This window comes from Mariniphaga sediminis, from assembly GCF_003573545.1.
In the GTDB taxonomy this organism is placed as follows: Bacteria; Bacteroidota; Bacteroidia; order Bacteroidales; family Prolixibacteraceae; genus Mariniphaga; species Mariniphaga sediminis.
Window position 1 is genome coordinate 21,380 of the sequence record NZ_QWET01000019.1, and the last position, 21,922, is coordinate 43,301.

Below are 21,922 nucleotides of genomic sequence, written 5' to 3' on the forward strand. Positions count from 1 at the left end.
CTTTTTATTTAAATCAACCTGACTTATTGGTTGCCGAGTTTAATTCTGATGTAAAATAAAACCGGATATCTTTGAATTCATCCTGCGCCATTTGCAGAATAAACTGCGAATCGGCCATAAATACGTCACGTCCCAGTTTATCTTTAGCCATTTTCTGGTGTTTTCGTTTTTTAAATTCAGTGAGAACAGCAGGATTGTCTGAATCGATCCAGCAGGCCTTGTACATCTGCAGCGGCTCAAAATGACATTTGGCGTTATATTCATGTTCCAGCCTGAACTGAATAACCTCGAACTGGAGCTGGCCTACCGTCCCTATGATTTTGCGCCCGTTAAACTGACTGGTAAATATTTGGGCTACCCCTTCGTCCATCAGGTGGTCGATTCCTTTGTTCAGTTGTTTCGAACGCATGGGGTCGGCATTTTCAATGTAACGGAAAAGTTCGGGCGAGAAACTTGGCAGCCCTTTAAAATGAATATTTTCACCGCTGGTAATAGTATCCCCGATGATGAAGCTGCCATTGTCCGGTACCCCGATAATATCTCCGGAGTATGCTTCCTCAATAATTTCTTTTTGTTCAGCCATGAATGCGGTAGGGCTTGAAATCCGTACCGTTTTCCCGAGCCGTATGTGGGAATATACTTTGTTTCGTTCAAATTTTCCCGAACACACTTTTACAAAAGCAATACGGCTGCGGTGGTTGGGGTCAATGTTGGCATGAATTTTAAATACAAAACCGGTAAAGCCGTTTTCATTCGGTTTTATCTCGCGTTCTTCTGCCAATGATGGCTGCGGTGGCGGCGCAATTTCCAGAAAAGCATGAAGCAGTTCCTGCACGCCGAAGTTGTACAACGCACTGCCAAAAAAGACCGGCGCCAGGTTACCTTTGAGGTAGTCGTCGCGGTTGAATTCAGGGTAAACACCTTCCACCAGTTCCAGCTCGTCGCGAAGGGTTTGGGCATCATCGCCAATATGGGTTTCCAACTCCGGACTGGAAACATCCCGGAAGTCAATCCCTTCCTCAATCTCCTGGATGCTGGGGTCGAACAATTTCAGGCTGCGGTCATAAATATTGTAAACCCCTTTAAAATCGGGACCATTGTTTATAGGCCAGCTCAGCGGACGCACCTTTATTTTAAGCTGCTCTTCAATTTCATCGAGCAGGGTGAAGGAGTCCTGGGCCGGGCGGTCCATTTTGTTGATGAACACAATAACCGGCGTTTTGCGCATCCTGCACACATTCATCAGTTTTTCGGTTTGCGGCTCCACCCCTTTGGCGGCGTCAATAACAATAATCACACTGTCGACTGCGGTAAGCGTACGGAATGTGTCTTCCTGGAAATCCTGGTGACCGGGTGTGTCCAGAATGTTCACCTTAAACCCGTTGTATTCGAAGCCCATTACCGAAGTTGCCACCGAGATACCACGCTGCCGTTCAATCTCCATAAAATCGGAAGTGGCTGCTTTTTTTATTTTGTTGCTTTTTACCGCCCCGGCTACGCGAATAGCGCCCCCAAACAGCAGTAGCTTTTCAGTGAGCGTGGTTTTTCCCGCATCGGGGTGACTTACAATCCCAAATGTTCTCCTGCGACTTATCTCTTTTTCAATGGTCATCCTGTTCCTGTTAATTTTGGTCGCAAAAGTAACAAACTACTTGGAATAATCTTTTCGAAAGTTTTGAAGTTTGAGAAGGTTGTGCCAAACTTTTAAGGTATTTAAAGTCCTGAGAGTTTAAGAGATAAATATTGGGAATAAAAAACTCCCACCGAGGCGGGAGTACAGGATTTAATATCCTTCGGCATATAGCTTTATTGTTATAAGATGCAAAATTGAGACGACATTCAACTTTTGACGCGATTTTTAATCGCGTCACCCGGGACATGAGATTTTTAATCGCGTGATTTGTTTTGTTTCAACCCGGGAATAGAAGTTCAATATGTTTCCGGTTGGGACATAGCGTAACTCCATATGTATTGTAGTAAGTTGAAACGAAATTGAAATAAAAAAATACCGGGGAGTCAGATTTTTTACTCCCCGGTATTTTATCGTATCTGAATGTAGTCGATTCCTGTCAGTTTGTTTCCAGGATGGTAAATTCGGTTCTCCTGTTTTCCTGATGTTGCTCATCTGTACATGAAACGCCGTCGGCACATTCGTTTACCAGTTGGGATTCACCGTACCCCTTGGCAATAATTCGGTTAGCCGGAATTCCTTGTGAAACAATGTAACTTACAGCCGATTCAGAGCGTTTTTGACTGAGTTTTTCGTTGTAGGCATCAGTTCCCCTGCTGTCAGTGTGTGAACCCAATTCTACTTTCCAGGCCGGATTGTCATTCAGTACCTTCACGAGCTTGTCCAGTTCCACTTCTGATTCAGGTAAAATATTCCATTTGTCAAATTCGTAATAGATGTTTTCCATTACAAATTTTTGTCCTTTTTCCACTTTTTCAATACTGATAATAGCTTTGATGGTACCGTAAGGTTCACCTTTTGTGGAAAAGGTAACCGACTCGTTCATGAATCCCTCATGAACCGATGTTGCTGAATAGTCGGTTCCTTTTTGCAGTTCCCTTTTTACCAGTCCGTTGTTGTCTGTAAAAAGGGTAGTGTTGTCGCTAAATTCCACTTTAACATTGCTTATAGGCTCCAGGTTTTTCTTGTCGCGGACCAGCAACTCCAATTCATATTCGCCTTCGAAAAGTACTTTGTATATATCGTCGCCTCCTTCACCTCCTGCCTTTTGGGATACAAAATATCCTGTTTCTTCCAGGGGATGGATTACGAGCCCAAAGTCATCTTCAGGGGAATTCAACTCGTTTAAATTTTTAGCGGCGCCAAAGCCATTCCCTGTCAGGGAAGAATAGTAGATGTCGAGGCCACCGTTGCCGCCTGTTTTGCCGTTAGAAGCATAAAACAATTGTTTCCCCTTGTGGAGAAAAGGAAACATGTCGTCTCCCTTCGTATTAATATTTTCGCCCAGGTTAACCATCTCTCCCCATTTCCCATTTTGACGAATCGTCATGTAGAGGTCAGTTCCACCTAACCCCTTCCCGGGTATATCTGAAGCAAAAATCAGCGTGTCGCCGGTAATTGAAATAGCTGGATGCCCTACCGAGTAAGTTGAACTGTTGAACGGAAGCTCCCCTTCATCTGTCCAGGTTGTACCTGATTTTTTTAGGATGATAATTTTCAGCGGGATGTTCGCTTTTTGAAAAACCACATTTTTTATTTCCGGGTTTTCAATGTTGCTTAATGTAACAAAAAGCTCGTTGGTCGCATTACAATATGAAACCGGTCCTGCATGGTATCCGGCACTGAATTCCTGTAGTCTCAGATTTTTTCCTCCGCTAATGTTTCCTTTATTGTTAACCTGTACGGCAAAGAGATCATAAAACACCCCTTTGGTTTTCCCCTGGCTTAATTTTGTTATTTCGTTGGCCGTAAATGCAGAAAACCATAATTCATTTTCCACAAAAGAAGGTCCGAAATCGCTGGAAGAAGTATTCACCTCCGTTTTTTCCACTTTTAGTGTCACATTTTCCGGAAAGGTTACGTGAGGTTGAGCCATTAAAAAAAATGGCAAGATGCCCATTAAAAAAAATAGTGTCCTTTTCATTTTCCCGATTTTAAAGATTTTGGATGATCAATATACTTAATTTAACGTAATTTATTTCTATATTATGTGTTAATTTTTTGGAGGTTCCTTACAACCAGCATGCCAAATGAGTGATATTTTTTTCTGGTAGAATTTCCGGCCTCTTATTTTATTGCGTTTTTAACTGTTTCTTTCGAGCAATACAACATTTTCTACATGGTGGGTATGCGGAAACATATCAACAGGCTGTACTCGCGTGGTTTTGTAATGGTCTCCAAGTAATAGTATGTCGCGAGCCTGGGTTGCAGGGTTGCAGCTTACGTAAACAATTTTCCGGGGCGACATGTCGAGTAACGTTTTTACTACGTCCGCGTGCATTCCGGCCCGGGGTGGATCCGTAATAACTACATCAGGATGACCATGTTTCTGAATAAAATCATTGTTGAGTACAGCTTTCATATCGCCAGCAAAAAATTCTGTATTGGTAATATGATTAAGGGAAGCATTTTCTTTTGCATCCTCAATGGCCTCCGGTATATATTCAATTCCAATAACTTTTTTGGCGCTTCGTGCAATAAAATTGGCAATGGTCCCGGTACCTGTGTACAAATCATAAACGGTCTCATCTTCTTTTAAATCTGCAAATTCCCTTGCTACGTTGTAGAGTTGATAGGCCTGGGCTGAATTGGTCTGAAAAAAACTTTTGGGGCCGATTTTGAATCGTAGCCCTTCCATCTCTTCAAAAATATGATCCCTTCCGTAAAATAGTTCAATTGACTGATCTGTAATGGTATCATTCCCTTTTTTGTTTATAACATACATAAGAGATGTTATTTCAGGGAATTCATTTTTTATGGCATGGAGCAGGTCGGTTCTTTTCTCCTTTTTGTCTTCAAAGAATGAGAGGATTACCATCAGCTCTCCACATAAAGTTGTACGGATTATCAGGGTTCGCAAAAGTCCTTCCTGTTGGCGAAGATCAAAGAAACTGAGGCGGTTTTCTGTAGCGTACCGGAAAATAAAATTCCGGATTTCATTGGACGGGGAAGGCTGAAGCCAGCATTTTTCAATATTGATAACCTTGTCAAACATGCCGGGGACGTGAAACCCCAGCGCATCGGGACGGGCGATCTCATTGCCCGATTCAATCTCTTCGGGTGTTAGCCACCTTTTATTGGAAAAGGTGAATTCAAGTTTATTGCGGTAAAAGGTATCGCTTTCTGAACCCATGATGGGTGAAATGGGCGGCAGGTCAATCTTTCCAATCCGTTTAAGCTGATCTTCTACCTGTTTCTGCTTGTAGAAAAGTTGTTTTTCGTATGGTAAAAACTGCCATTTGCATCCCCCGCATATTCCAAAGTGATGGCAAAAAACTTCTGTCCGTTCCTTTGAAAATTCGTGAAAATGGGTAACTATCGCTTCCTGGTACTTTTTCCGCTTCCTGGTAACCTGCAAATCTACAATATCGCCCGGCGCAGCCAACCGGGTAAAAACAATCATATTGCCAATCCGTGCCAGTGCTTTTCCTTCTGCACCAATATCTTCTATCCGGATTTTTTCATAAAATGGTTTCTTTCTTTTTCTTGCCATCTTTTTTTCCGCAAATATAGTGTTTCCGGTCAATTGAAGTGTAATTACCTGTTTATCTGGATTCCCAATTATAAACGATCTTTCCCATAATGGGAAAAAGCATCAGTTTTTGATTGAAATATTGCTTTTTGTTTTTCATACATTTTTCTAGTAGGAACTTTTTTATCTATATTTGTTTTGATTTAATGGTTGGTTTTATTTTCAGAAATAGAACTTTAAAAGGGGAAAGCATCTTCTGTATTTATGATTGGTTTTGTGTTTAGGGGTTTGTAAATCATCAATCATCTTCAAAAAGCGTCCATAGCTTTCCCCTTTCTTCTTTTACCCGAAAGGGTATTTTTTTTTGCCCGATAAAAAGATCTGTTCCATTCTATTCACGGCTAATTCGTTATCTTTGGCCGCATTAAAAAGTAGAATGATTTCATTAGATAAGATACAGGTAAGTTTTGGTGGTTTTGATTTATTACGGGAAACAACTTTTCTTGTTCAGCATGATGACCGTATAGGCCTGATTGGGCGGAACGGAGCTGGAAAAACAACCTTACTCAAGTTAATTGCCGGAGTTCTTCAGCCAACTTCCGGGGACGTAAATATACCGAAAGAAACGACGGTGGGTTATCTTCCCCAGGAAATGAAATTGAAGGATAACAACACGTTGCTGGGGGAAACCATACTGGCATTTGAAGAATTGATAGGTATTGAAAAGAGAATCGCACATCTCAACCATGAAATTGCCAGTGAAACCGATTACCATTCGGATAAATATCTGAAAAAGCTGGATGAGGTGACTGATTTGAATGAGCGCTACTCCATTTTGGGGGGGGATTCCTATGAGGCTGAGATGGAACAGGTGCTGTTGGGGCTTGGTTTTCTGCGAACGGATTTCAATCGTCCTACTTCTGAATTCAGCGGAGGCTGGCGCATGAGAATTGAGTTGGCTAAGTTGCTGTTGAAGAAGCCTGATATTATTTTGCTTGACGAACCTACCAATCACCTGGATATCGAATCGATTCAGTGGCTTGAAAATTTTCTTCAAAATTATCAGGGTGCAATGATGTTGGTTTCGCATGATAAAGCTTTTCTCAATGCTGTTTGTACACGTACACTGGAAATTTCGCTTGGAAAGATTACGGATCAGAAGATGAATTATTCCGCCTTTGTAAAATGGAAAATGGAACAGCGTGAAATTCAATTGGCTGCTTATCGTAATCAGCAGAAAATGATTGAAGATACGGAAAAGTTTATCGAGCGGTTCAGGTATAAAGCAACCAAAGCGGTTCAGGTGCAGTCGCGCATTAAGCAACTTGAAAAACTTGAACGGATAGAAGTGGAAGAAGAGGACAATGCTGCTTTGAAGATTAAATTTCCGCCGCCTCCACGTTCAGGAAGAGTAGTGGTTGAGTCTAAGAATATCAGTAAAAAGTATGGCGATAACCTGGTGCTAAATGATATTGACCTTACTGTGGAAAGCGGTGAAAAGGTTGCTTTTGTAGGGCGGAATGGCGAAGGGAAAACAACCCTGGTGCGGATTATTTTGCAGCAGATTGATTTTGAAGGCTCCTTACAGATAGGGCATAATGTTAAAATCGGCTATTTTGCACAAAATCAGGCACAATTGCTTAATGGGGAGTTAACCGTATTTGAAACCATTGATGAAATTGCTGTGGGAGATGTACGTGCCAGGATCCGGAATATTCTCGGTGCATTCCTGTTTTCCGGAGAGGACGCGGATAAAAAAGTAAAGGTACTTAGCGGTGGTGAAAAATCAAGACTTGCAATGATTCGCCTTATGCTGGAACCTGTGAATTTGCTGGTGCTGGATGAGCCCACGAACCATCTTGATATGCAGTCGAAAGAAATACTAAAGGAGGCGTTGGCGCATTTCCCGGGAACCGTGATTGTGGTTTCACATGATCGTGAATTTCTCGACGGCATGGTGGATTGTGTGTATGAATTCCGAAATAAAAAAACAAAACAGCATCTGGGTGGAATCTACGATTTTCTGCAAAAAAAGAAAATGGAAACATTGAAGGAATTGGAAATACCGACACAAAGCAGAAAAGGCTCCAAAAATAACCGGGGAAAAAGCGAGGAGCAAATAAGGCAAATTCCGTTCGAGGAGCGGAAGGAGATAAACCGGAATATTTCGCGGAAGGAAAAGCTTGTAGCCGGAATTGAGGAGACTGTGGAAAAACTGGAAACTGAAATCTCGGAGATGGACAAACTGTTGTCTTCTCCTGAAAATATCAATGATTCAGAGATTTTTGCTAATTACGAAACATTAAAAAATGACCTGGCTCAAACAATGGAGAAATGGGAAAAAGAGCATGAAGAGTTGGAGTCATTGAAAAAGAAAAAAAATTGGTGATGCAACACGAAGATTATATTTTTGGCACAAGGGCAGTAATTGAAGCGGTGAAAAGTGGCCGTAGGATTGAAAAAGTATTGATTCGAAAGGGATTGGACAATCCGTTGTTTAGCGAACTTTTTCAGTTGATAAAAGAAAATGAAATTCCTTTTCAGTTTGTTCCGGTAGAGAAAATTAACCGGGTAACCCGGAAAAATCATCAGGGCGTTTTGGCCTTTTTGTCGGCAGTGGAGTTTGATGATATTGAAACGCTGCTGCCCGGGCTGTTTGAGTCTGGGGTTGATCCTTTTATCCTGATACTCGATCAGGTGACCGATGTGCGAAACTTTGGGGCCATTGTCCGTACAGCAGAATGTGGTGGCGTGCAAGCTATTGTAATACCCGAGAAAGGGATGGCCCGCATTGGCGCCGATGCAGTAAAAACTTCTGCCGGGGCCATTCATTCACTTCCGGTTTGCCGTGTTAAAAGCCTGGGTTCTGTTATTCGTTTTCTGAAAGATTCAGGGTTAAAGATAGTGGCTTCCACTGAAAAAGCATCTACTGTTTTTACTGATTCAGAAATGAATGTGCCCCTTGCTATCATTATGGGATCAGAAGACACGGGAATTTCGTCCTCCCTGTTAAAAATGGCTGATGAGCAGGTTCGGATTCCTCTTTATGGGAAGATTGAATCGCTAAACGTTTCGGTTGCGGCAGCGCTCATGATTTATGAAGCTGTGAGACAAAGGAACTAGCCGTTTACCGGAATGGTTCTTTTGAAAGACTCTTCAAGTGAAATAAATGTTTCGGTACTTGCCACACCTTTAATTTTCTGGATGTGATTGCTCAGGATGCTTTTCAGGTGCTCGTTGTCTCTGGCATAAACTTTAATGAAAATAGCATACTCTCCTGTAGTGTAATGACATTCAACAATCTCCGGAACCAATTTTAACTTGTCAACCACTTCCGAAAAAAGTCCCCCTTTTTCTAAAAAGATTCCGACATAACTGCAAGTACTGAAATCAACTTTTTTAGGGTCAATGTAATATCCTGACCCAACAATCACCTTCAAATCAACCATCCTGTTTACCCGTTGATGGACAGCAGCCCGTGAAATGCCAACTTCCTTGGCAACATCCTTAAATGGGGTACGCGCATTTTGAGTAATTATATCCAGTATTTTTAAGTCAACTTCGTCCAAACTATTCTTTAAGGTCATCTTTCAATAATTTTCTACCAAAAGTAGAAAAAACAAAATATTTTCTCAAAGTTTTTCAAAGTCTGCTAGCGCTTTTTATTTCTGAAGGGTAAATCTGTAATTATAAAAACTTAAATTTATTTGCCATATTGATATATTTTATGTTTATTTTTTGTATAATTGTCCGTTAAAATGTTTTAAATATATCTTTTTGGTATATTTGGTATTTGTAAAATGTCAATAAGATATTTTGTAAATTAAAAAAATAGAACATGAGAAGTACAAAAAAATGGTGGTTTATTCTGGGCTTGTTGATTTTTGCTGCCCTTTTGGGCATTATGCTCCCGCATGGGAGTGAAGAACAAGATTATTCAAATCTGGTGGCAGGCGATACGGCCTGGATGTTAACAGCGACAGCATTGGTTTTGCTGATGACTCCCGGACTGGCTTTTTTTTACGGAGGGATGATTCAGCACCGGCACATTATTTCAACTATGTTGCAAAGTTTTATTGCCATGGGGATTGTGAGTGTATTGTGGGTAGTTGTCGGGTTCAGTATTGCCTTTGGAGAAAGCATTGGAAGTGAAGGATATGGTCTTTTTGGTAATCCGTTGACTTTTTTTATGTTTCGAAATGTGGGGGGAGGTACGCATCCCGATTTGTCTCCAACTATTCCCCTGGCTGTTTTTGCCATGTTTCAGTTAAAATTTGCCATTATTACTCCGGCGCTTATTACCGGTTCTTTTGCCGGAAGAGTGCGCTTTAGGTCTTATATGCTTTTTATTTGTCTTTTTCTGATTTTTATCTATTCTCCGCTGGCACATTGGACGTGGCATCCGAATGGTTTTCTCCGAAATTGGGGAGTACTTGATTTTGCCGGAGGAACGGTAGTGCACATGTCGGCGGGCTTTGCGGCACTTGCCGGTGCTATGTTTCTGGGGCGTAGAAACGATGCCAATAAAAAGTTCAGGCCTGCTAATATTCCATATATTCTGTTGGGCGCTGGTATGCTGTGGTTTGGCTGGTTTGGGTTTAACGCCGGTTCGGCCCTTGCTGCCAATTCGGTTGCTGCGCAGGCGTTGGTAAACACAAATACTGCTTCGGCCGCGGCCATGATGACGTGGATTTTTTACGATGCAGCCAAAGGTAAAAAACCATCTGCGGTGGGGGCTTCTATTGGTTTGGTTGTTGGTTTGGTGGCCATTACCCCGGCTGCCGGTTTTGTGGATGTTGGTTCCAGTATTTTTATTGGGGTAATTGCGGCCATTGTCAGCAATTATGCCATCACATTACGATCAAAATCGATGATTGACGATACACTGGATGTTTTTCCTGCACACGGGATGGGAGGAATAACCGGCATGATTGCCACCGCGATTTTTGCCAATGACGTGGGATTGATTCACGGGGAAGTAACTACCTTCCTGTATCATTTACTGGCCCTTGTTATTGTGGGGGTATTTTCATTGGGCGGTTCTTTTTTGATGTACAAAATTACCGACTTGATTGTTCCGCTGCGCATTTCGCCACACGGCGAAAAAGTAGGACTCGACATTAGTCAGCACGACGAGTCATACAACTTCGTTTACAGAGAAGAAGAATAGCGTAAAAAATAAAAAAGCCGGTAAACTCCGGCCCGACTTTTACTGAATCGGCACCTGTCGCTTAAAATCCATTTCCAGCGACATGAATGTTTCTGTTCGGGCAATACCTTCGATTTCCTGCAGATCCTCGTCGATCAACCTTTTTAGGTGTTTGTTGGTTTTTGTCTGGATTTTTATAAAAATGGCATACTGGCCGGTAGTATAATGGCATTCTATAACCTCAGGGATTTTTCGCAGGGCTACGACTACCTGTTTATGAAATTTGGCTTTTTCCAGATGTATTCCCATGTAAGCGCAGGTGTTGTATCCCAGCTTTTGAGGGTTTACAATGAACTCACTTCCCGACACTACCCCAATGTTTAACAGGCGTTGTACCCGCTGGTGAATGGCAGCCCCTGAAACACCACACTCCCGTGCTACTTCTAAAAAGGGAATGCGTGCATTTTTTGTAATTAGTTTGAGGATTTTTTCGTCCAATTCATCAATATCGGCTGCCTGCTCGAGGTATTCTGATTTATCCATTTTTAAATTTCGTTGAGTTTCAAATTATAAAACAAATGTATGAAAAATTTACAATTGTTAATCGACACTGCTTAATAACATTGTAATCCTAATAAATTGAAAGTAAATGCTTGAAAATCTTTGATAAAGATTATTTTTTTGCTACTGTAATTTTGAAAATGCCCGGGAAAAATCGGCTCCTGAAGGTTCCTGGAAAATTCTAAGATCAAATTCAGGAATAACAGCCAGAATGTGATCGAAAATATCGGCCTGAATGGATTCGTACCGGTTCCAGGCTTTATCTTTGCAGAAAACGTATATTTCAATGGGAAGCCCCTTTTCTGTAGGGTGAAGGTGACGTACAAGAAAAGTCATGTCGTTGTTAACCATGGGGTGCTGTTGCAGGTATACTTCAAGGTATTTTCTGAAGATGCCTACATTGGTTTGCCTGCGACCGCTAATTATATCTTCATCTGAAATGTTTTTCCTGATGTTGTATTCTTTAATCTCATTTTCTTTTTCTCTGACATAATCCCGGATCAACAGGAATTTTTCGAGTCGGTTCATCAGGGCAGTATCACATAGTTTGATGCTGGTCATGTCAATATTAACGGCCCGTTTTATCCTTCTTCCACCCGATTCTTCCATCCCTTTCCAGTTGATAAACGATTCGCTTACCATGGCATAGGTAGGAATTGTTGAAATGGTTCGGTCCCAGTTCTGAACTTTTACCGTATTCAGGGTAATGTCGATTACTGTCCCGTCGGCGCCGTGGCTGCGCATTTCAACCCAGTCGCCAATTTTTACCATGTTGTTTCCCGAAAGCTGTATCGAAGCCACGAAGCCCAAAATCGAATCTTTAAATACCAACAGCAGCACGGCCCCCATAGCGCCAAGACCAGCCAGCAGTACGGTTGGGTCTCGTTCCAGTAGAATAGAAACGATTAAAATTCCGGCGAGGGAGAACATCAGTATTTTAAAAAGTTGAATGTATCCTTTTATCGGCCGGTGCTGGGCGTAAGGTGTTGTGTTGTATATGTCGAGACCTGCGTTGAGAAATGAACTGACTACAAAAATGAAAATCAACACAAAATAAACCTGGGCCGTTTTTGTGAGGAAACTGGCCAGCCCGAGGTAGTAATCCTGCGAAAGCATGTTCAAGGCATTCTGGCTTAGCTCACTCAATTCCTGGTGAATAACAGGCGATGAAAAATCGGCTGCATAGTAAAGAATAAATGCCGGCACAAGATGGGCAAGATTCCTGAATACTTTCCGTTTCACCAACACATCGTCCCATTTCGTTTTGGTACGACGGGCGATACGCGTAACAATGCCTACAAAAATTTTTCGGGTTAAGAAATGGCCTAGCCATGCCAGAAAAACCAGCACTATTAAAGTGATAAATGCGGCACCGGGTTTGGCAAACATTTCCAGTCCGTCCATTCCCCTGATATTTTTAAGTAGAAATTCGTATAGAGATCTCATTATCTGTTAAGCTGATATTTTTAATTTTAGCCAAAAATAGTAAATGCTGTAAAATGAAACGGAGGTTCCTTTTATTTCTTTTGGTTTTACCTGTGTTTTGCGCAGGACAGGTAGTTTTTTCCGATTTTTTTCTGAAAAAATCTTTGCGGTTCGACTTTTTGCTTGGAGGGAATGACACCGAAGTAGTAGTTTATCCAGGAAATATGAAGCAGGAACCTCATTGGGGAGGATCATTAACCAACCTGATAGATACATTCCATTACGGTACGTATCGGTTTCGTGTTTTTGATGCAGCGTCAGGTAGTTTGTTGTATTCCAAAGGATTCAGTACACTCTTTCATGAATGGCAGACTACCTCAGAAGCAAAGGAAAAGAATAGAACGTTTCAACAGGCTGCTATTTTCCCTTTCCCCAAAAAAAATGTAAGACTTGAAATTGATGCGCGGCAATGGGAGGGGGAATTTAAAACCCTGTTCAGAACTGAAATTGATCCGAAGGATTATTTTATTTTAAAGGAAACTTCACATCCTTTTGAGACGGTAACCATTGAAGAGCACGGAAGACCTGAAGAAAAAGTAGATGTGGTGATCCTTGCCGAAGGGTACACTTCAGAAGAAATGGATAAGTTTGTAGAAGATGCCCGCAGGGTAACCGGTTATTTATTTGAAGAAGAGCCCTTCCGTTCAGAAAGAGAGAAATTCAATGTCAGGGCAGTATTAACTCCATCCGTGAATTCCGGAACCGATATGCCAGGTGACGGTGTTTATAAAAATACGGCCTTCAATTCTACATTTTATACATTTGATCTGCCACGCTATTTGACTGTTAGTGATATGGAGTCCGTTTACGATGCAGCATCCGTTGTTCCTTACGATCATATTTACGTGCTTGTAAATACCGAGCGTTACGGGGGTGGGGGATTTTATAATTTTCTGAATGTTTGTTCTTCTGATAACCAATCAACGAAAGAAGTTTTCGTGCATGAGTTCGGTCATGGTTTTGCCGGCTTGGGGGATGAGTACTACAGTTCGGCTGTTGCGTATGAAGATTTTTACAACCTGGAAGCAGAGCCTTGGGAACCCAATCTGACAACGTTGAAGGATTTTAGCCAAAAATGGGTGAATATGGTAGAAGATGCAACACCCGTTCCAACTCCAAGAAAAGCAAAATACCGCGATGTGGTGGGAGTTTATGAGGGGGGAGGGTACCTGGCTAATGGGATTTACAGCCCTTTTATGGATTGCCGGATGAAAAGCAACAATGCCCAACAGTTTTGCCCGGTGTGCACAAAAGCTATCAGAGAAGTGATTAATTTTCACTGTCAATAAAAAAACGAACCTGGTACCCCAAATCCGTTTTCTGTTTTATTGAATGAGAAATTGCTACTCCTTTTTTGACAGGTGGTTGATTATCAGGTGAGCTACAACCAGGCCAACTCCACCAAAAAAGAAGATCATAGTGAAAAAGGCTACTACTTCGTCAATTAAACTGGACAGAGCATAGCCGGTGATAACACCCACAGCGGCCCCAATCAGGAAAATACCCCATTTCATGAGCGCATATTTTGACGGCTCCGTTTTGAAAATACCGGCATCGGCTCCTTTCTCAATAAGGGCCAGCCTTTCTTTCGTTCGTGTAGTCCAGTACACATACAAGACGGCAAAAATTGCCAGGAAAAAACCGATTGGTACAAATATTCCTTCTTCCATGATATTAAATTTTAAATTGTTCGTTTTTATTGTTTTCTGCTTTTTTGACGCCGCGACATTTTTTTGGTTACACTATTTTGAAAAAAAATATTCTCAATAATTTTGTAACCAGTCAGGAAAAATATCGTCAAAGTGACAGATGGAAAAGAAAGACGATAATTATTATATAGAAAAAGTAAAAAATGGTCAGGCCAATTACTTTTCATATATCGTAGATAAGTACCAGGATATTGTTTTTTCCATCGCGCTTAAAGTTCTTAGAAATCGTGAAGATGCAGAGGAAATGGCCCAGGAGAGTTTTGTAAAAGCCTTCAGGTCATTGCATTCTTTTAAAGGAAAGTCTAAGTTTTCGACATGGTTGTACCGAATTACCTACAATACATGTATTTCGGAAACCCGAAAAAAGAAGCATCATTTTATATTTACCGATGATGTGCAGATTCGTGACGAAGCGGAAGAGCTGAATTTGGACGGTATTCCTGAGGAAAACCGGGAGAAGTATGTTAAGGCTGCACTGGAAAAACTTCCGGAAGATGAGTATACACTGGTTTTATTGTACTATTTTGAGGATCAGTCTGTCGATGAAATCAGCCGGATTACAGGCTTAACAGCAAGTAACGTAAAAGTTAAATTGCACCGGGTACGAAAAAAGCTATATACGATTTTGGATGATATGTTGAAAGAAGAATTATATGCCATATTATGAAGACATTTGAAGAAGATTTGGAGTTGAAGCAGTTGTTGAAGAATGTGAAAACGGAATCGCCAGGGAGTGATTTTTCAGCCCGGGTGATGAAGCAGATTTTTGCTGAGCAAGCTGCATTGGAGCGGGTTCGTAAAGAACCTGTTCTGGGAAAAGGTTTTTGGGTTATCCTTTCTCTTTTTGCCGTTTTAATTGCTGCCGTTGCATTGTCGCCGGGGGCCCCTGCATCAAACACTACTCCAGCCTTACTGTCTGAAATAAATACAGATGCTGTTATGACAGGTTACCGGTTGTTTTTTGAGAAGCTTGGAGGTTTGCCGGTGAGCATTGCCGGAATATTTCTGGCCACTTCACTGCTGGTTTTTCTGGAGAAGATTTTAGGATCACGCAATCAGGTACTCTCATAGATAAAATGAGAGGTTTTATCCATATAATTCCGGTTACAGACCGGAATTTTTTTTAATAGCATGCTTCGGGCATCAGATATTTTTCTACATATAAACCAACTCCGTCTTCGAGATTTGTAAAAGGGCTGTTGTAGCCAATATCTCTGAGTTTCTGTATGTCGGCTTCTGTAAAATACTGGTAGCGGCCGCGTAAATCAACCGGAGTGTCAATAAAAGATATTTCCGGATTCAGTTTCATGCTGTTAAAAACAGCATGGGTTAAATCCAAAAATGAACGCGCTTTCCCTGTCCCCACGTTATAAATTCCCGGATGTTTCTGATTGTTCATAAAGAAGATCATAACATCGGTAATATCATTTACAAAAATAAAGTCACGACTTTGCTCTCCGTCGCGGTAATTTTTGTGATGAGACCTGAAAAGTTTCATTTTCCCGTTTTTTCGAATGGTTTGAAAAGCGTGGAGTACCACAGAAGCCATTCTTCCTTTGTGGTATTCATTCGGGCCATAAACATTGAAAAATTTTAACCCAGTCCAGAAAGGGGGCGTATGGGTTTGTTTTAATGCCCACACATCAAAGTCGTGTTTCGACCAGCCATACAGGTTGAGGGGCCGAAGGTGTGATACATTATCGTGGGCATCGGAAAAACCACTCTCACCGTTGCCGTAAGTAGCTGCAGAAGACGCATAAAGTAAAGGGACCTGAATTTCAGCGCAAATGTTCCATAACCTTTGGGAATAAATAAGGTTGAGTTGCTGGTAAAGGTCTGGCTCCAGGCCCACCGTGTCTGTCCGCGCCCCCATATGAAAAATGAAGTCAACCTCTGAGGCATGTTTGATGAGCCACTTGAAAAATTTATCCCTGTCGATAAATTTCCGGTATTTTTTTTTGAAAAGATTTACGTCTTTCAACGGATCGTCAAAACGATCAACCAAAACCAAATCAGTATATCCTGCCTGATTTAGCTTACCTGTTAAATAACTGCCAATAAATCCGGCAGCTCCAGTTACTACTATCATCTTTCAAAGCGGTTTAATTCGGTAAATAAAAAACGTTATTTGCCGATGTGGTCAGTTTTATAACTTTCTAATTTTTTAAATATTGTGCGAACAGAAAATATTTTGAGTACTGAATGCCAAATGACTGTGAAAATATGCAAAGGGTATTTGTCTGTTTTTACTTCTTTGATAAACCTGAATACATTGTAACGGTTTAACCTTTAGTTTTTTGAAAGTTTATCTTTTCCCGGATATTCCTAAACAGATCTTAGGGTTTTCAAAAACTAACCCATGATTCATTCCGATTTTCTGAAAAAAAACAGATCTTTGTATGAACTTTAAGAGCATAAAATAATGAGCACAACTGAAATAAATAATTCCAACGTTTACGAGAGAATAGAGGTTTATGATGAGGCTTTGACCAATAAACTTTCCAAAAATTACCGTGATATTCTGGAACTGATTGGGGAAGATATTTCGCGCGAAGGACTCGACAAAACCCCTGAAAGAGTGGCTAAGGCCATGCAGTTTTTGTTGCAGGGATACAAAAATGATCCGGTAGAGGTTTTGCAGTCTGCCATGTTTAAAGAAGACTACCGGCAAATGGTAATTGTAAAAGATATTGAAATCTATTCTCTGTGTGAACACCACCTTTTGCCCTTCTTTGGAAAAGCACATGTAGCATACATTCCAAACGGAACCATTACCGGGTTGAGTAAAATTGCCCGTGTGGTTGATATTTTTTCGCGCCGGCTGCAGGTGCAGGAGCGGTTAACGTCTCAAATCAAAGAATGTATCCAGGAAACATTGAAACCTTTGGGGGTAGCTGTTGTTATTGAAGCTCAACATTTGTGTATGCAAATGCGGGGGATTCAGAAACAGCACTCCATTACAACTACTTCCGATTTTACCGGGGCTTTTCAGAAAAATGCCACACGGGATGAGTTTATCAAGCTCATCAGTACCAAATTCAGTTAGGTTTAAAGGAAGTCGAGACAAACCGGGGAAGGCAGCGCTAGTTCCTTTCCTGAAAACACAGGGAGACCTGTTTCTTTATTTAAGGTAAAAACCACAATATTCCCACTTTTCTGGTTGGCAACCAGCATAAATTTTCCATCGGGACTGAGGACAAAGTTTCTTGGCCAATCCCCTTCTGTAGGCACAGATGTTTGCCACTCAAGCATCTGTGTTGAGTTGTCTATTTTAAACACAGCAATGGAATTATGCCCTCTGTTGGAACCATATAAATACCGCCCGTCAGGGGAAACATGAATGTCAGCACAATAGCTTCGACCTGTAAAACCTTCAGGTAACGTGGAAATTGTTTGCAGCTCCTCCCAGGTTTTTCCATTTTTTTTGAATGAAGTGATAGTGGAGTTCAGTTCGTTTATCACATATATAACCTTATTGTTTGGATGGAAGTCGAAGTGCCGTGGACCTGCACCGGGAGCCATCTTAACGAATGGTTGTCGGGCCGGAATGAGTTCCCCCTTTTTTACATCGAATATATTTAACTGGTCGGTTCCCAAATCAGCGCTAAAGGCTTGGGAGCCATTCCTTGAAAAACGAATAGAGTGGGCATGTGGCGCACTTTGTCTTGCTTTATCCGGGCCGGAACCTTGGTTTACAATCGTCGAACTGGCAGGTTTCAGACTTCCGTCTTCGTTTACCCCGTACAGAGAGGTAGTTCCACTGCTGTAAGTGGCTATGGCAACATATTTTCCGTTGGGCGAAACATCTACATGGCATGGACCGGCTCCGTGAGAAATCTGTTTGTTAATAAATTCGAGCTCTCCGTCGGGTTGTATCCGGTAAGCGTTTACATATCCCCCCGGTTTTTCATTTCCTGAAGAAGCCCGGGTCACGGCAAAAAGGTGTTTCCGGTCAGGAGAAATCGTCAGGAACGATGGATCTTCAACTCCCTTAAAAGTTTTTTCTAACGAGATTTCGCCTGTTGTACTATCGAAATGACAAAGGTAAATACCCTCTGCTCCTTCGGAAGTATAAGTGCCTACATATATTTTTTGCATTGGGTTCTCCTGACTCAAAGCAGGAACGAATAATACGCATAAAATCAGTCCGGTTAAAATTTTATTCATGGTAAACCATTCATTTATTTGTTAAAAGAATTGATCCCAAGTTGAACATTTTTTTGCAATAAATGCTATTAAATTGTAACTTTTTATCTGATTCACTTTAAAACAAACAAATCATGAAAACGACACTACTTTTTGGTTTAATGCTATTTTTAATTTCTGGCTTATGTCCGCTGAAGGCCCAAAAACTGGAAAAAGTATGGGAAATTTCTGACGGATTGAAGACCCCTGAATCTGTTCTTTTTGATGCAGAACGGGCAATCATTTATGTTTCCAACATCAATGGGAATCCAACCGAAAAAAATGGAGTAGGGTTCATCAGTATTTTAAATGCCGATGGAAGCATGAAGGAACCGGAGTGGGTGAAGAATTTGAATGCACCCAAAGGAATGGCTGTTTATGACGGTAAACTGTATGTTTCAGATATCGATCAGTTGGTGGAGATTGATATTGAAAAAGGGAAAATCCTGAGTAGATATTATGCTCCGGGTGCTGTTTTTCTGAACGATGTGGCAGCAGGAACAGATGGGAAGGTTTTCGTTTCAGATACCCGTACGGCTAAAATTTATCTGCTTGATCAGGGGAGCCTTACCTTGTGGATGGAAGGGGACCCATTTGAATCGCCCAATGGTTTATTTATTGAAGAAGGAAAACTTTTTGTGGGCGATAAAAATATATACGAAGTAGACATTAAAACGAAATTAGTTAGCCAGATTATTTCCGATGCTGGCGGAGTGGACGGTTTGGAAAAGAACAACGAAGGAGAGTTTGTTTTTTCCAATTGGCCGGGACGGATTTTTATTCACCGAAACGGGAAGAATATTAAGCTCCTTGATACTACTGAGCAAGAACTTAATACAGCCGATCTGGATTTTGCTCTGGACCAGGGATTGGTTTTGGTTCCCACATTTTTCGACAACCGGGTTGTTGCTTACCGGATTGTTGATTAACTTGCGCGAACATAAAATCAGTAGATAGAAAGTATGTCAGAACCAAAAATTGCAGCAAAATTCCCGAAACAGGTAACACTCGAGCCTGGCACTTATTACTGGTGCGCTTGCGGGAGGAGTGAGAACCAACCGTTTTGCGACGGATCACATAAAACGACTGAGTTCACTCCTGTGGCTTTCAGTGTGGAAGAAACAAAGAAAGTGTGGCTTTGCCAGTGTAAACATTCAGGGAACAAGCCTTACTGCGACGGTACACACCGGGAACTGTAATTCTTTTACACCCGTTCTGTTAACTGTTCCTTTTGAAGTATTCTTTCCCCGCATTACAAATCGGACATCTGTAATCGTCCGGTAAATCCTCAAATGGTGTTCCGGGAGGAATACCTGCCGAAGGATCACCCTCTTCCGGATCGTATTGAAAACCGCAGACGGTGCAGACAAATGGATCCATGTTGCCCCCCTCTTTTTGCACTGTCTCTTCTTCTTTGGGCTTTGCAGGTTCCGGCTTTTTGTTCTCGGTGTCTTCTTTTTCAAGTGTTTCTTTGTTGATATATGTGGGAGAGTGTTTTGGCGAAAGCATCTTGTATTTTTCGCGGTAGTAGGCATACGTAAGTGGCTCCTCGTCCGAAATTATATTGCTGTCCAGAACCTCACCGATAATCAAAATATGTGATCCTACATCCTGGGTTGAAACAACTTTACAGTCGAACCAGGCAACGGATGAATCCAAGACAATAGGGGCGCCCGTTTTTGCCGTTATTGTTTCTACATTGCGGAACTTGTCTAAATCAGTGCTGGACATAAAGCCAAATTCTCCTATAAGCGAGGTGCTTGCGCTCTTGCCCAATACTGAAACGGAAAATATTTTGCTTTGAAGGATTTTTTCAACAGAAGCATTTTTTTTATGACAACTGACTGCAATTTGTGCAGGCTCTGAAGTCACCTGGAAAACAGTGTTTCCAATGTAACCTGCATTTTGACCATTAAAACGGGTGGATATTATATAGAGACCATACGATAACTTGTGAAACGCTTTGTACTTCATATTTCTTCTTATTTTTTAGACATTCATAAAAATAGTAATTCATTTTACGATTGAATGAGAATTGTATAATTTCCTCAAAGATTTAATATCTGTGAATTTTATTTCTCCTTCTTTTTGTTCCCAAATTCGAAAAAATTGTTTCAAAAGGGGAAAATATTAAAAAAATATTCCTATTTTGGTACAAAGTTTTAAGGTTTTGGACGATTTAATTTAAAATTTTTGAAGATGGCTAATCCAAAGAACATTAGTTATAAAGTTTTTATTGTGGAAGACAATAAGCTTTATGCTCAGGTTTTAAAAAAGCAATTGATTGATAATCAGTATCAGGTGAGGGTTTTCTATAATGGGAAGGACTGTATTTCCAATCTGGATGATCAGCCTGATGTGATTACTTTGGACTATACCTTGCCAGACATGACCGGGCATGAGGTGTTAAAGGAGATACAGAAAAAGTCGCCTGGTTCGCATGTAATCATCATTTCAGCCCAGGAGAGCATTAATACTGCTATTGAATTAATGAAGAACGGAGCTTACGATTACATTATGAAAGCTCCCGATACACGGGAGAAACTGACGAATATTATCAAGAATATTTACCAGTCAGATCAGTTGAAAGAGGAAAACACCCGTCTGAAGGATGCCATTAAAGATCATTACAGCTTCAGGAAGCTGATTAAGGGAAACAGCCGGGAGATCGATCATGTATTTGGGTTGATGGAAAAAGCTTCTCAAACCAACATTTCAGTATCTATCAGCGGCGAAACAGGTACGGGAAAAGAACTTGTGGCAAAAGGGATTCATTATAATTCAGGGCGAAGTAATAAACCTTTTATTGCTGTGAATGTTTCGGCTGTTCCTGAGGGGTTAGTGGAAAGTGAATTGTTTGGGCATGAAAAGGGCGCTTTCACCGGTGCTGATTTCAAGAAACTGGGAAAATTTGAACAGGCCAATGGAGGAACTTTATTCCTCGATGAAATTGCCGATTTGGATATGAATGTACAGGCTAAGTTGCTTCGGGTTATTCAGGAACGGGAGCTTAACCGGCTTGGCGGAACGGATCTTATTCCTCTTGATGTACGTATCCTTACAGCAACTCATAAAAATCTTGCCAGTCTGGTAAGCGAGGGAAAGTTTAGGCAGGACCTCTATTACAGGCTGCTCGGGTTGCCCATTGAATTGCCGCCACTTAGACAAAGAGGGAACGATATTATTTTGCTTGCAAAACATTTTGTAAATGAATTCTGTAAAGAGAATAATATGAATCCCAAAAATATTACAGAAGAGGCCAAACAGTTACTGCGTACTTACCATTATCCGGGTAATATACGTGAACTGAAGGCCGTTATGGAACTTGCCTGTGTAATGACAAACGGTGAAATGATAAAGCCTACACATTTGAATATGAGTGTAGATGAGAGTGTTCAGAATTTACTTTCCAGTGAAAAGTCCCTGGAGGAGTATAATTATGAAATAGTTAAACACTTTTTGAATAAGTACAACCAAAATGTAAGGCTGGTCGCTAAAAAGCTGGGTATTGGCAAATCTACGATTTACCGGATGCTTCAGAAAAAGGAATTTGTCCTTAATTGAGGTTATCTGCATTTCTTTTTATCGTCCTGGTGAATTCTATTTTAAATTTTTTTGTAATAGAATAATTATTTCTATTTTTGCAGTGCAATACGTTCTGTATTGCTTGT

Annotated in this window: 20 protein-coding genes; 10 read left to right on the plus strand and 10 right to left on the minus strand. The window is 41.1% G+C overall.

Features of this window, described 5'->3' with window-relative positions:
* Positions 1–13 precede the first annotated feature (13 nt).
* The 3 genes from D1164_RS19050 to rlmD form a co-directional block, all read right to left on the minus strand.
* Positions 14–1,612, minus strand: a complete 1,599-nt coding sequence (locus D1164_RS19050; RefSeq protein ID WP_119351500.1) for a peptide chain release factor 3 — start codon at positions 1,610–1,612, stop codon at positions 14–16.
* Positions 1,613–2,069: 457 nt separating this feature from the next.
* Positions 2,070–3,614 carry an OmpA family protein gene (locus D1164_RS19055; RefSeq protein WP_119351501.1) on the minus strand — a complete coding sequence of 515 codons (1,545 nt, stop codon included), beginning with the start codon at positions 3,612–3,614 and terminating at the stop codon, positions 2,070–2,072.
* A gap of 159 nt (positions 3,615–3,773) precedes the next feature.
* Positions 3,774–5,183 carry a 23S rRNA (uracil(1939)-C(5))-methyltransferase RlmD gene (gene rlmD, locus D1164_RS19060; protein ID WP_119351554.1) on the minus strand — a complete coding sequence of 470 codons (1,410 nt, stop codon included), beginning with the start codon at positions 5,181–5,183 and terminating at the stop codon, positions 3,774–3,776.
* Between the two features lie 415 nt (positions 5,184–5,598).
* Between rlmD and abc-f the strand changes: the two genes are divergently transcribed.
* Complete coding sequence (gene abc-f / locus D1164_RS19065; protein ID WP_119351502.1) at positions 5,599–7,551, plus strand: ribosomal protection-like ABC-F family protein; 1,953 nt, start codon at positions 5,599–5,601, stop codon at positions 7,549–7,551.
* Positions 7,551–8,285, plus strand: a complete 735-nt coding sequence (gene rlmB, locus D1164_RS19070) for a 23S rRNA (guanosine(2251)-2'-O)-methyltransferase RlmB (protein ID WP_119351503.1) — start codon at positions 7,551–7,553, stop codon at positions 8,283–8,285. The genes abc-f and rlmB overlap by 1 nt, the downstream gene beginning before the upstream one ends.
* On the opposite strand, the gene D1164_RS19075 is transcribed toward rlmB, so the two are convergent.
* Positions 8,282–8,749: an Lrp/AsnC family transcriptional regulator gene (locus D1164_RS19075; RefSeq protein WP_119351504.1), complete on the minus strand. Its 468-nt coding sequence runs from the start codon at positions 8,747–8,749 to the stop codon at positions 8,282–8,284. The two genes, rlmB and D1164_RS19075, sit on opposite strands and share 4 nt — an antisense overlap.
* A 251-nt stretch (positions 8,750–9,000) precedes the next feature.
* Between D1164_RS19075 and D1164_RS19080 the strand changes: the two genes are divergently transcribed.
* On the plus strand, positions 9,001–10,332 hold the full coding sequence (locus tag D1164_RS19080) for an ammonium transporter (RefSeq protein WP_119351505.1): 1,332 nt from the start codon (positions 9,001–9,003) through the stop codon (positions 10,330–10,332).
* Between the two features lie 39 nt (positions 10,333–10,371).
* Here the strand turns inward: D1164_RS19080 and D1164_RS19085 are convergent, their stop codons facing one another.
* On the minus strand, positions 10,372–10,854 hold the full coding sequence (locus D1164_RS19085) for an Lrp/AsnC family transcriptional regulator (protein WP_119351506.1): 483 nt from the start codon (positions 10,852–10,854) through the stop codon (positions 10,372–10,374).
* A 141-nt stretch (positions 10,855–10,995) separates the two neighbouring features.
* Positions 10,996–12,276: a mechanosensitive ion channel family protein gene (locus D1164_RS19090; RefSeq protein WP_119351507.1), complete on the minus strand. Its 1,281-nt coding sequence runs from the start codon at positions 12,274–12,276 to the stop codon at positions 10,996–10,998.
* A 95-nt stretch (positions 12,277–12,371) separates the two neighbouring features.
* Here D1164_RS19090 and D1164_RS19095 point away from each other — a divergent pair, with 95 nt between their 5' ends.
* Positions 12,372–13,646, plus strand: coding sequence for a M64 family metallopeptidase (locus tag D1164_RS19095; RefSeq protein WP_119351508.1), 1,275 nt, complete (start codon positions 12,372–12,374; stop codon positions 13,644–13,646).
* A gap of 54 nt (positions 13,647–13,700) precedes the next feature.
* On the opposite strand, the gene D1164_RS19100 is transcribed toward D1164_RS19095, so the two are convergent.
* On the minus strand, positions 13,701–14,027 hold the full coding sequence (locus D1164_RS19100) for a DUF6249 domain-containing protein (RefSeq protein ID WP_119351509.1): 327 nt from the start codon (positions 14,025–14,027) through the stop codon (positions 13,701–13,703).
* A 139-nt stretch (positions 14,028–14,166) separates the two neighbouring features.
* Here D1164_RS19100 and D1164_RS19105 point away from each other — a divergent pair, with 139 nt between their 5' ends.
* Both D1164_RS19105 and D1164_RS19110 read left to right on the plus strand, forming a co-directional pair.
* Positions 14,167–14,733: an RNA polymerase sigma factor gene (locus tag D1164_RS19105; protein WP_119351510.1), complete on the plus strand. Its 567-nt coding sequence runs from the start codon at positions 14,167–14,169 to the stop codon at positions 14,731–14,733.
* Positions 14,730–15,137, plus strand: a complete 408-nt coding sequence (locus D1164_RS19110; RefSeq protein WP_119351511.1) for a hypothetical protein — start codon at positions 14,730–14,732, stop codon at positions 15,135–15,137. The genes D1164_RS19105 and D1164_RS19110 overlap by 4 nt, the downstream gene beginning before the upstream one ends.
* 52 nt (positions 15,138–15,189) lie before the next feature.
* Here D1164_RS19110 and rfaD read toward each other — a convergent pair whose 3' ends face one another.
* A complete protein-coding gene (gene rfaD, locus D1164_RS19115) occupies positions 15,190–16,155 on the minus strand; it encodes an ADP-glyceromanno-heptose 6-epimerase (RefSeq protein WP_119351512.1) in 966 nt (321 codons plus the stop codon).
* A gap of 333 nt (positions 16,156–16,488) precedes the next feature.
* Here rfaD and folE point away from each other — a divergent pair, with 333 nt between their 5' ends.
* Entirely contained in the window at positions 16,489–17,112 is a 624-nt protein-coding gene (folE, locus tag D1164_RS19120) for a GTP cyclohydrolase I FolE (protein WP_119351513.1), read from the plus strand.
* Between the two features lie 2 nt (positions 17,113–17,114).
* On the opposite strand, the gene D1164_RS19125 is transcribed toward folE, so the two are convergent.
* Entirely contained in the window at positions 17,115–18,233 is a 1,119-nt protein-coding gene (locus tag D1164_RS19125; protein WP_119351514.1) for a lactonase family protein, read from the minus strand.
* 113 nt (positions 18,234–18,346) lie between these two features.
* Between D1164_RS19125 and D1164_RS19130 the strand changes: the two genes are divergently transcribed.
* Complete coding sequence (locus D1164_RS19130) at positions 18,347–19,180, plus strand: SMP-30/gluconolactonase/LRE family protein (protein ID WP_147372232.1); 834 nt, start codon at positions 18,347–18,349, stop codon at positions 19,178–19,180.
* Positions 19,181–19,213: 33 nt separating this feature from the next.
* Positions 19,214–19,450 carry a CDGSH iron-sulfur domain-containing protein gene (locus D1164_RS19135; protein ID WP_119351516.1) on the plus strand — a complete coding sequence of 79 codons (237 nt, stop codon included), beginning with the start codon at positions 19,214–19,216 and terminating at the stop codon, positions 19,448–19,450.
* Positions 19,451–19,469: 19 nt separating this feature from the next.
* On the opposite strand, the gene D1164_RS24165 is transcribed toward D1164_RS19135, so the two are convergent.
* Positions 19,470–20,225 (minus strand): flavin reductase, encoded by a 756-nt coding sequence (locus D1164_RS24165; RefSeq protein WP_119351517.1) that lies wholly within the window; start codon positions 20,223–20,225, stop codon positions 19,470–19,472.
* Positions 20,226–20,450: 225 nt separating this feature from the next.
* Here D1164_RS24165 and D1164_RS19145 point away from each other — a divergent pair, with 225 nt between their 5' ends.
* The gene (locus tag D1164_RS19145) at positions 20,451–21,815 is read left to right on the plus strand and encodes a sigma-54-dependent transcriptional regulator (protein WP_119351518.1); all 1,365 of its coding nucleotides are present in this window, start codon (positions 20,451–20,453) and stop codon (positions 21,813–21,815) included.
* Positions 21,816–21,922: the final 107 nt, after the last annotated feature.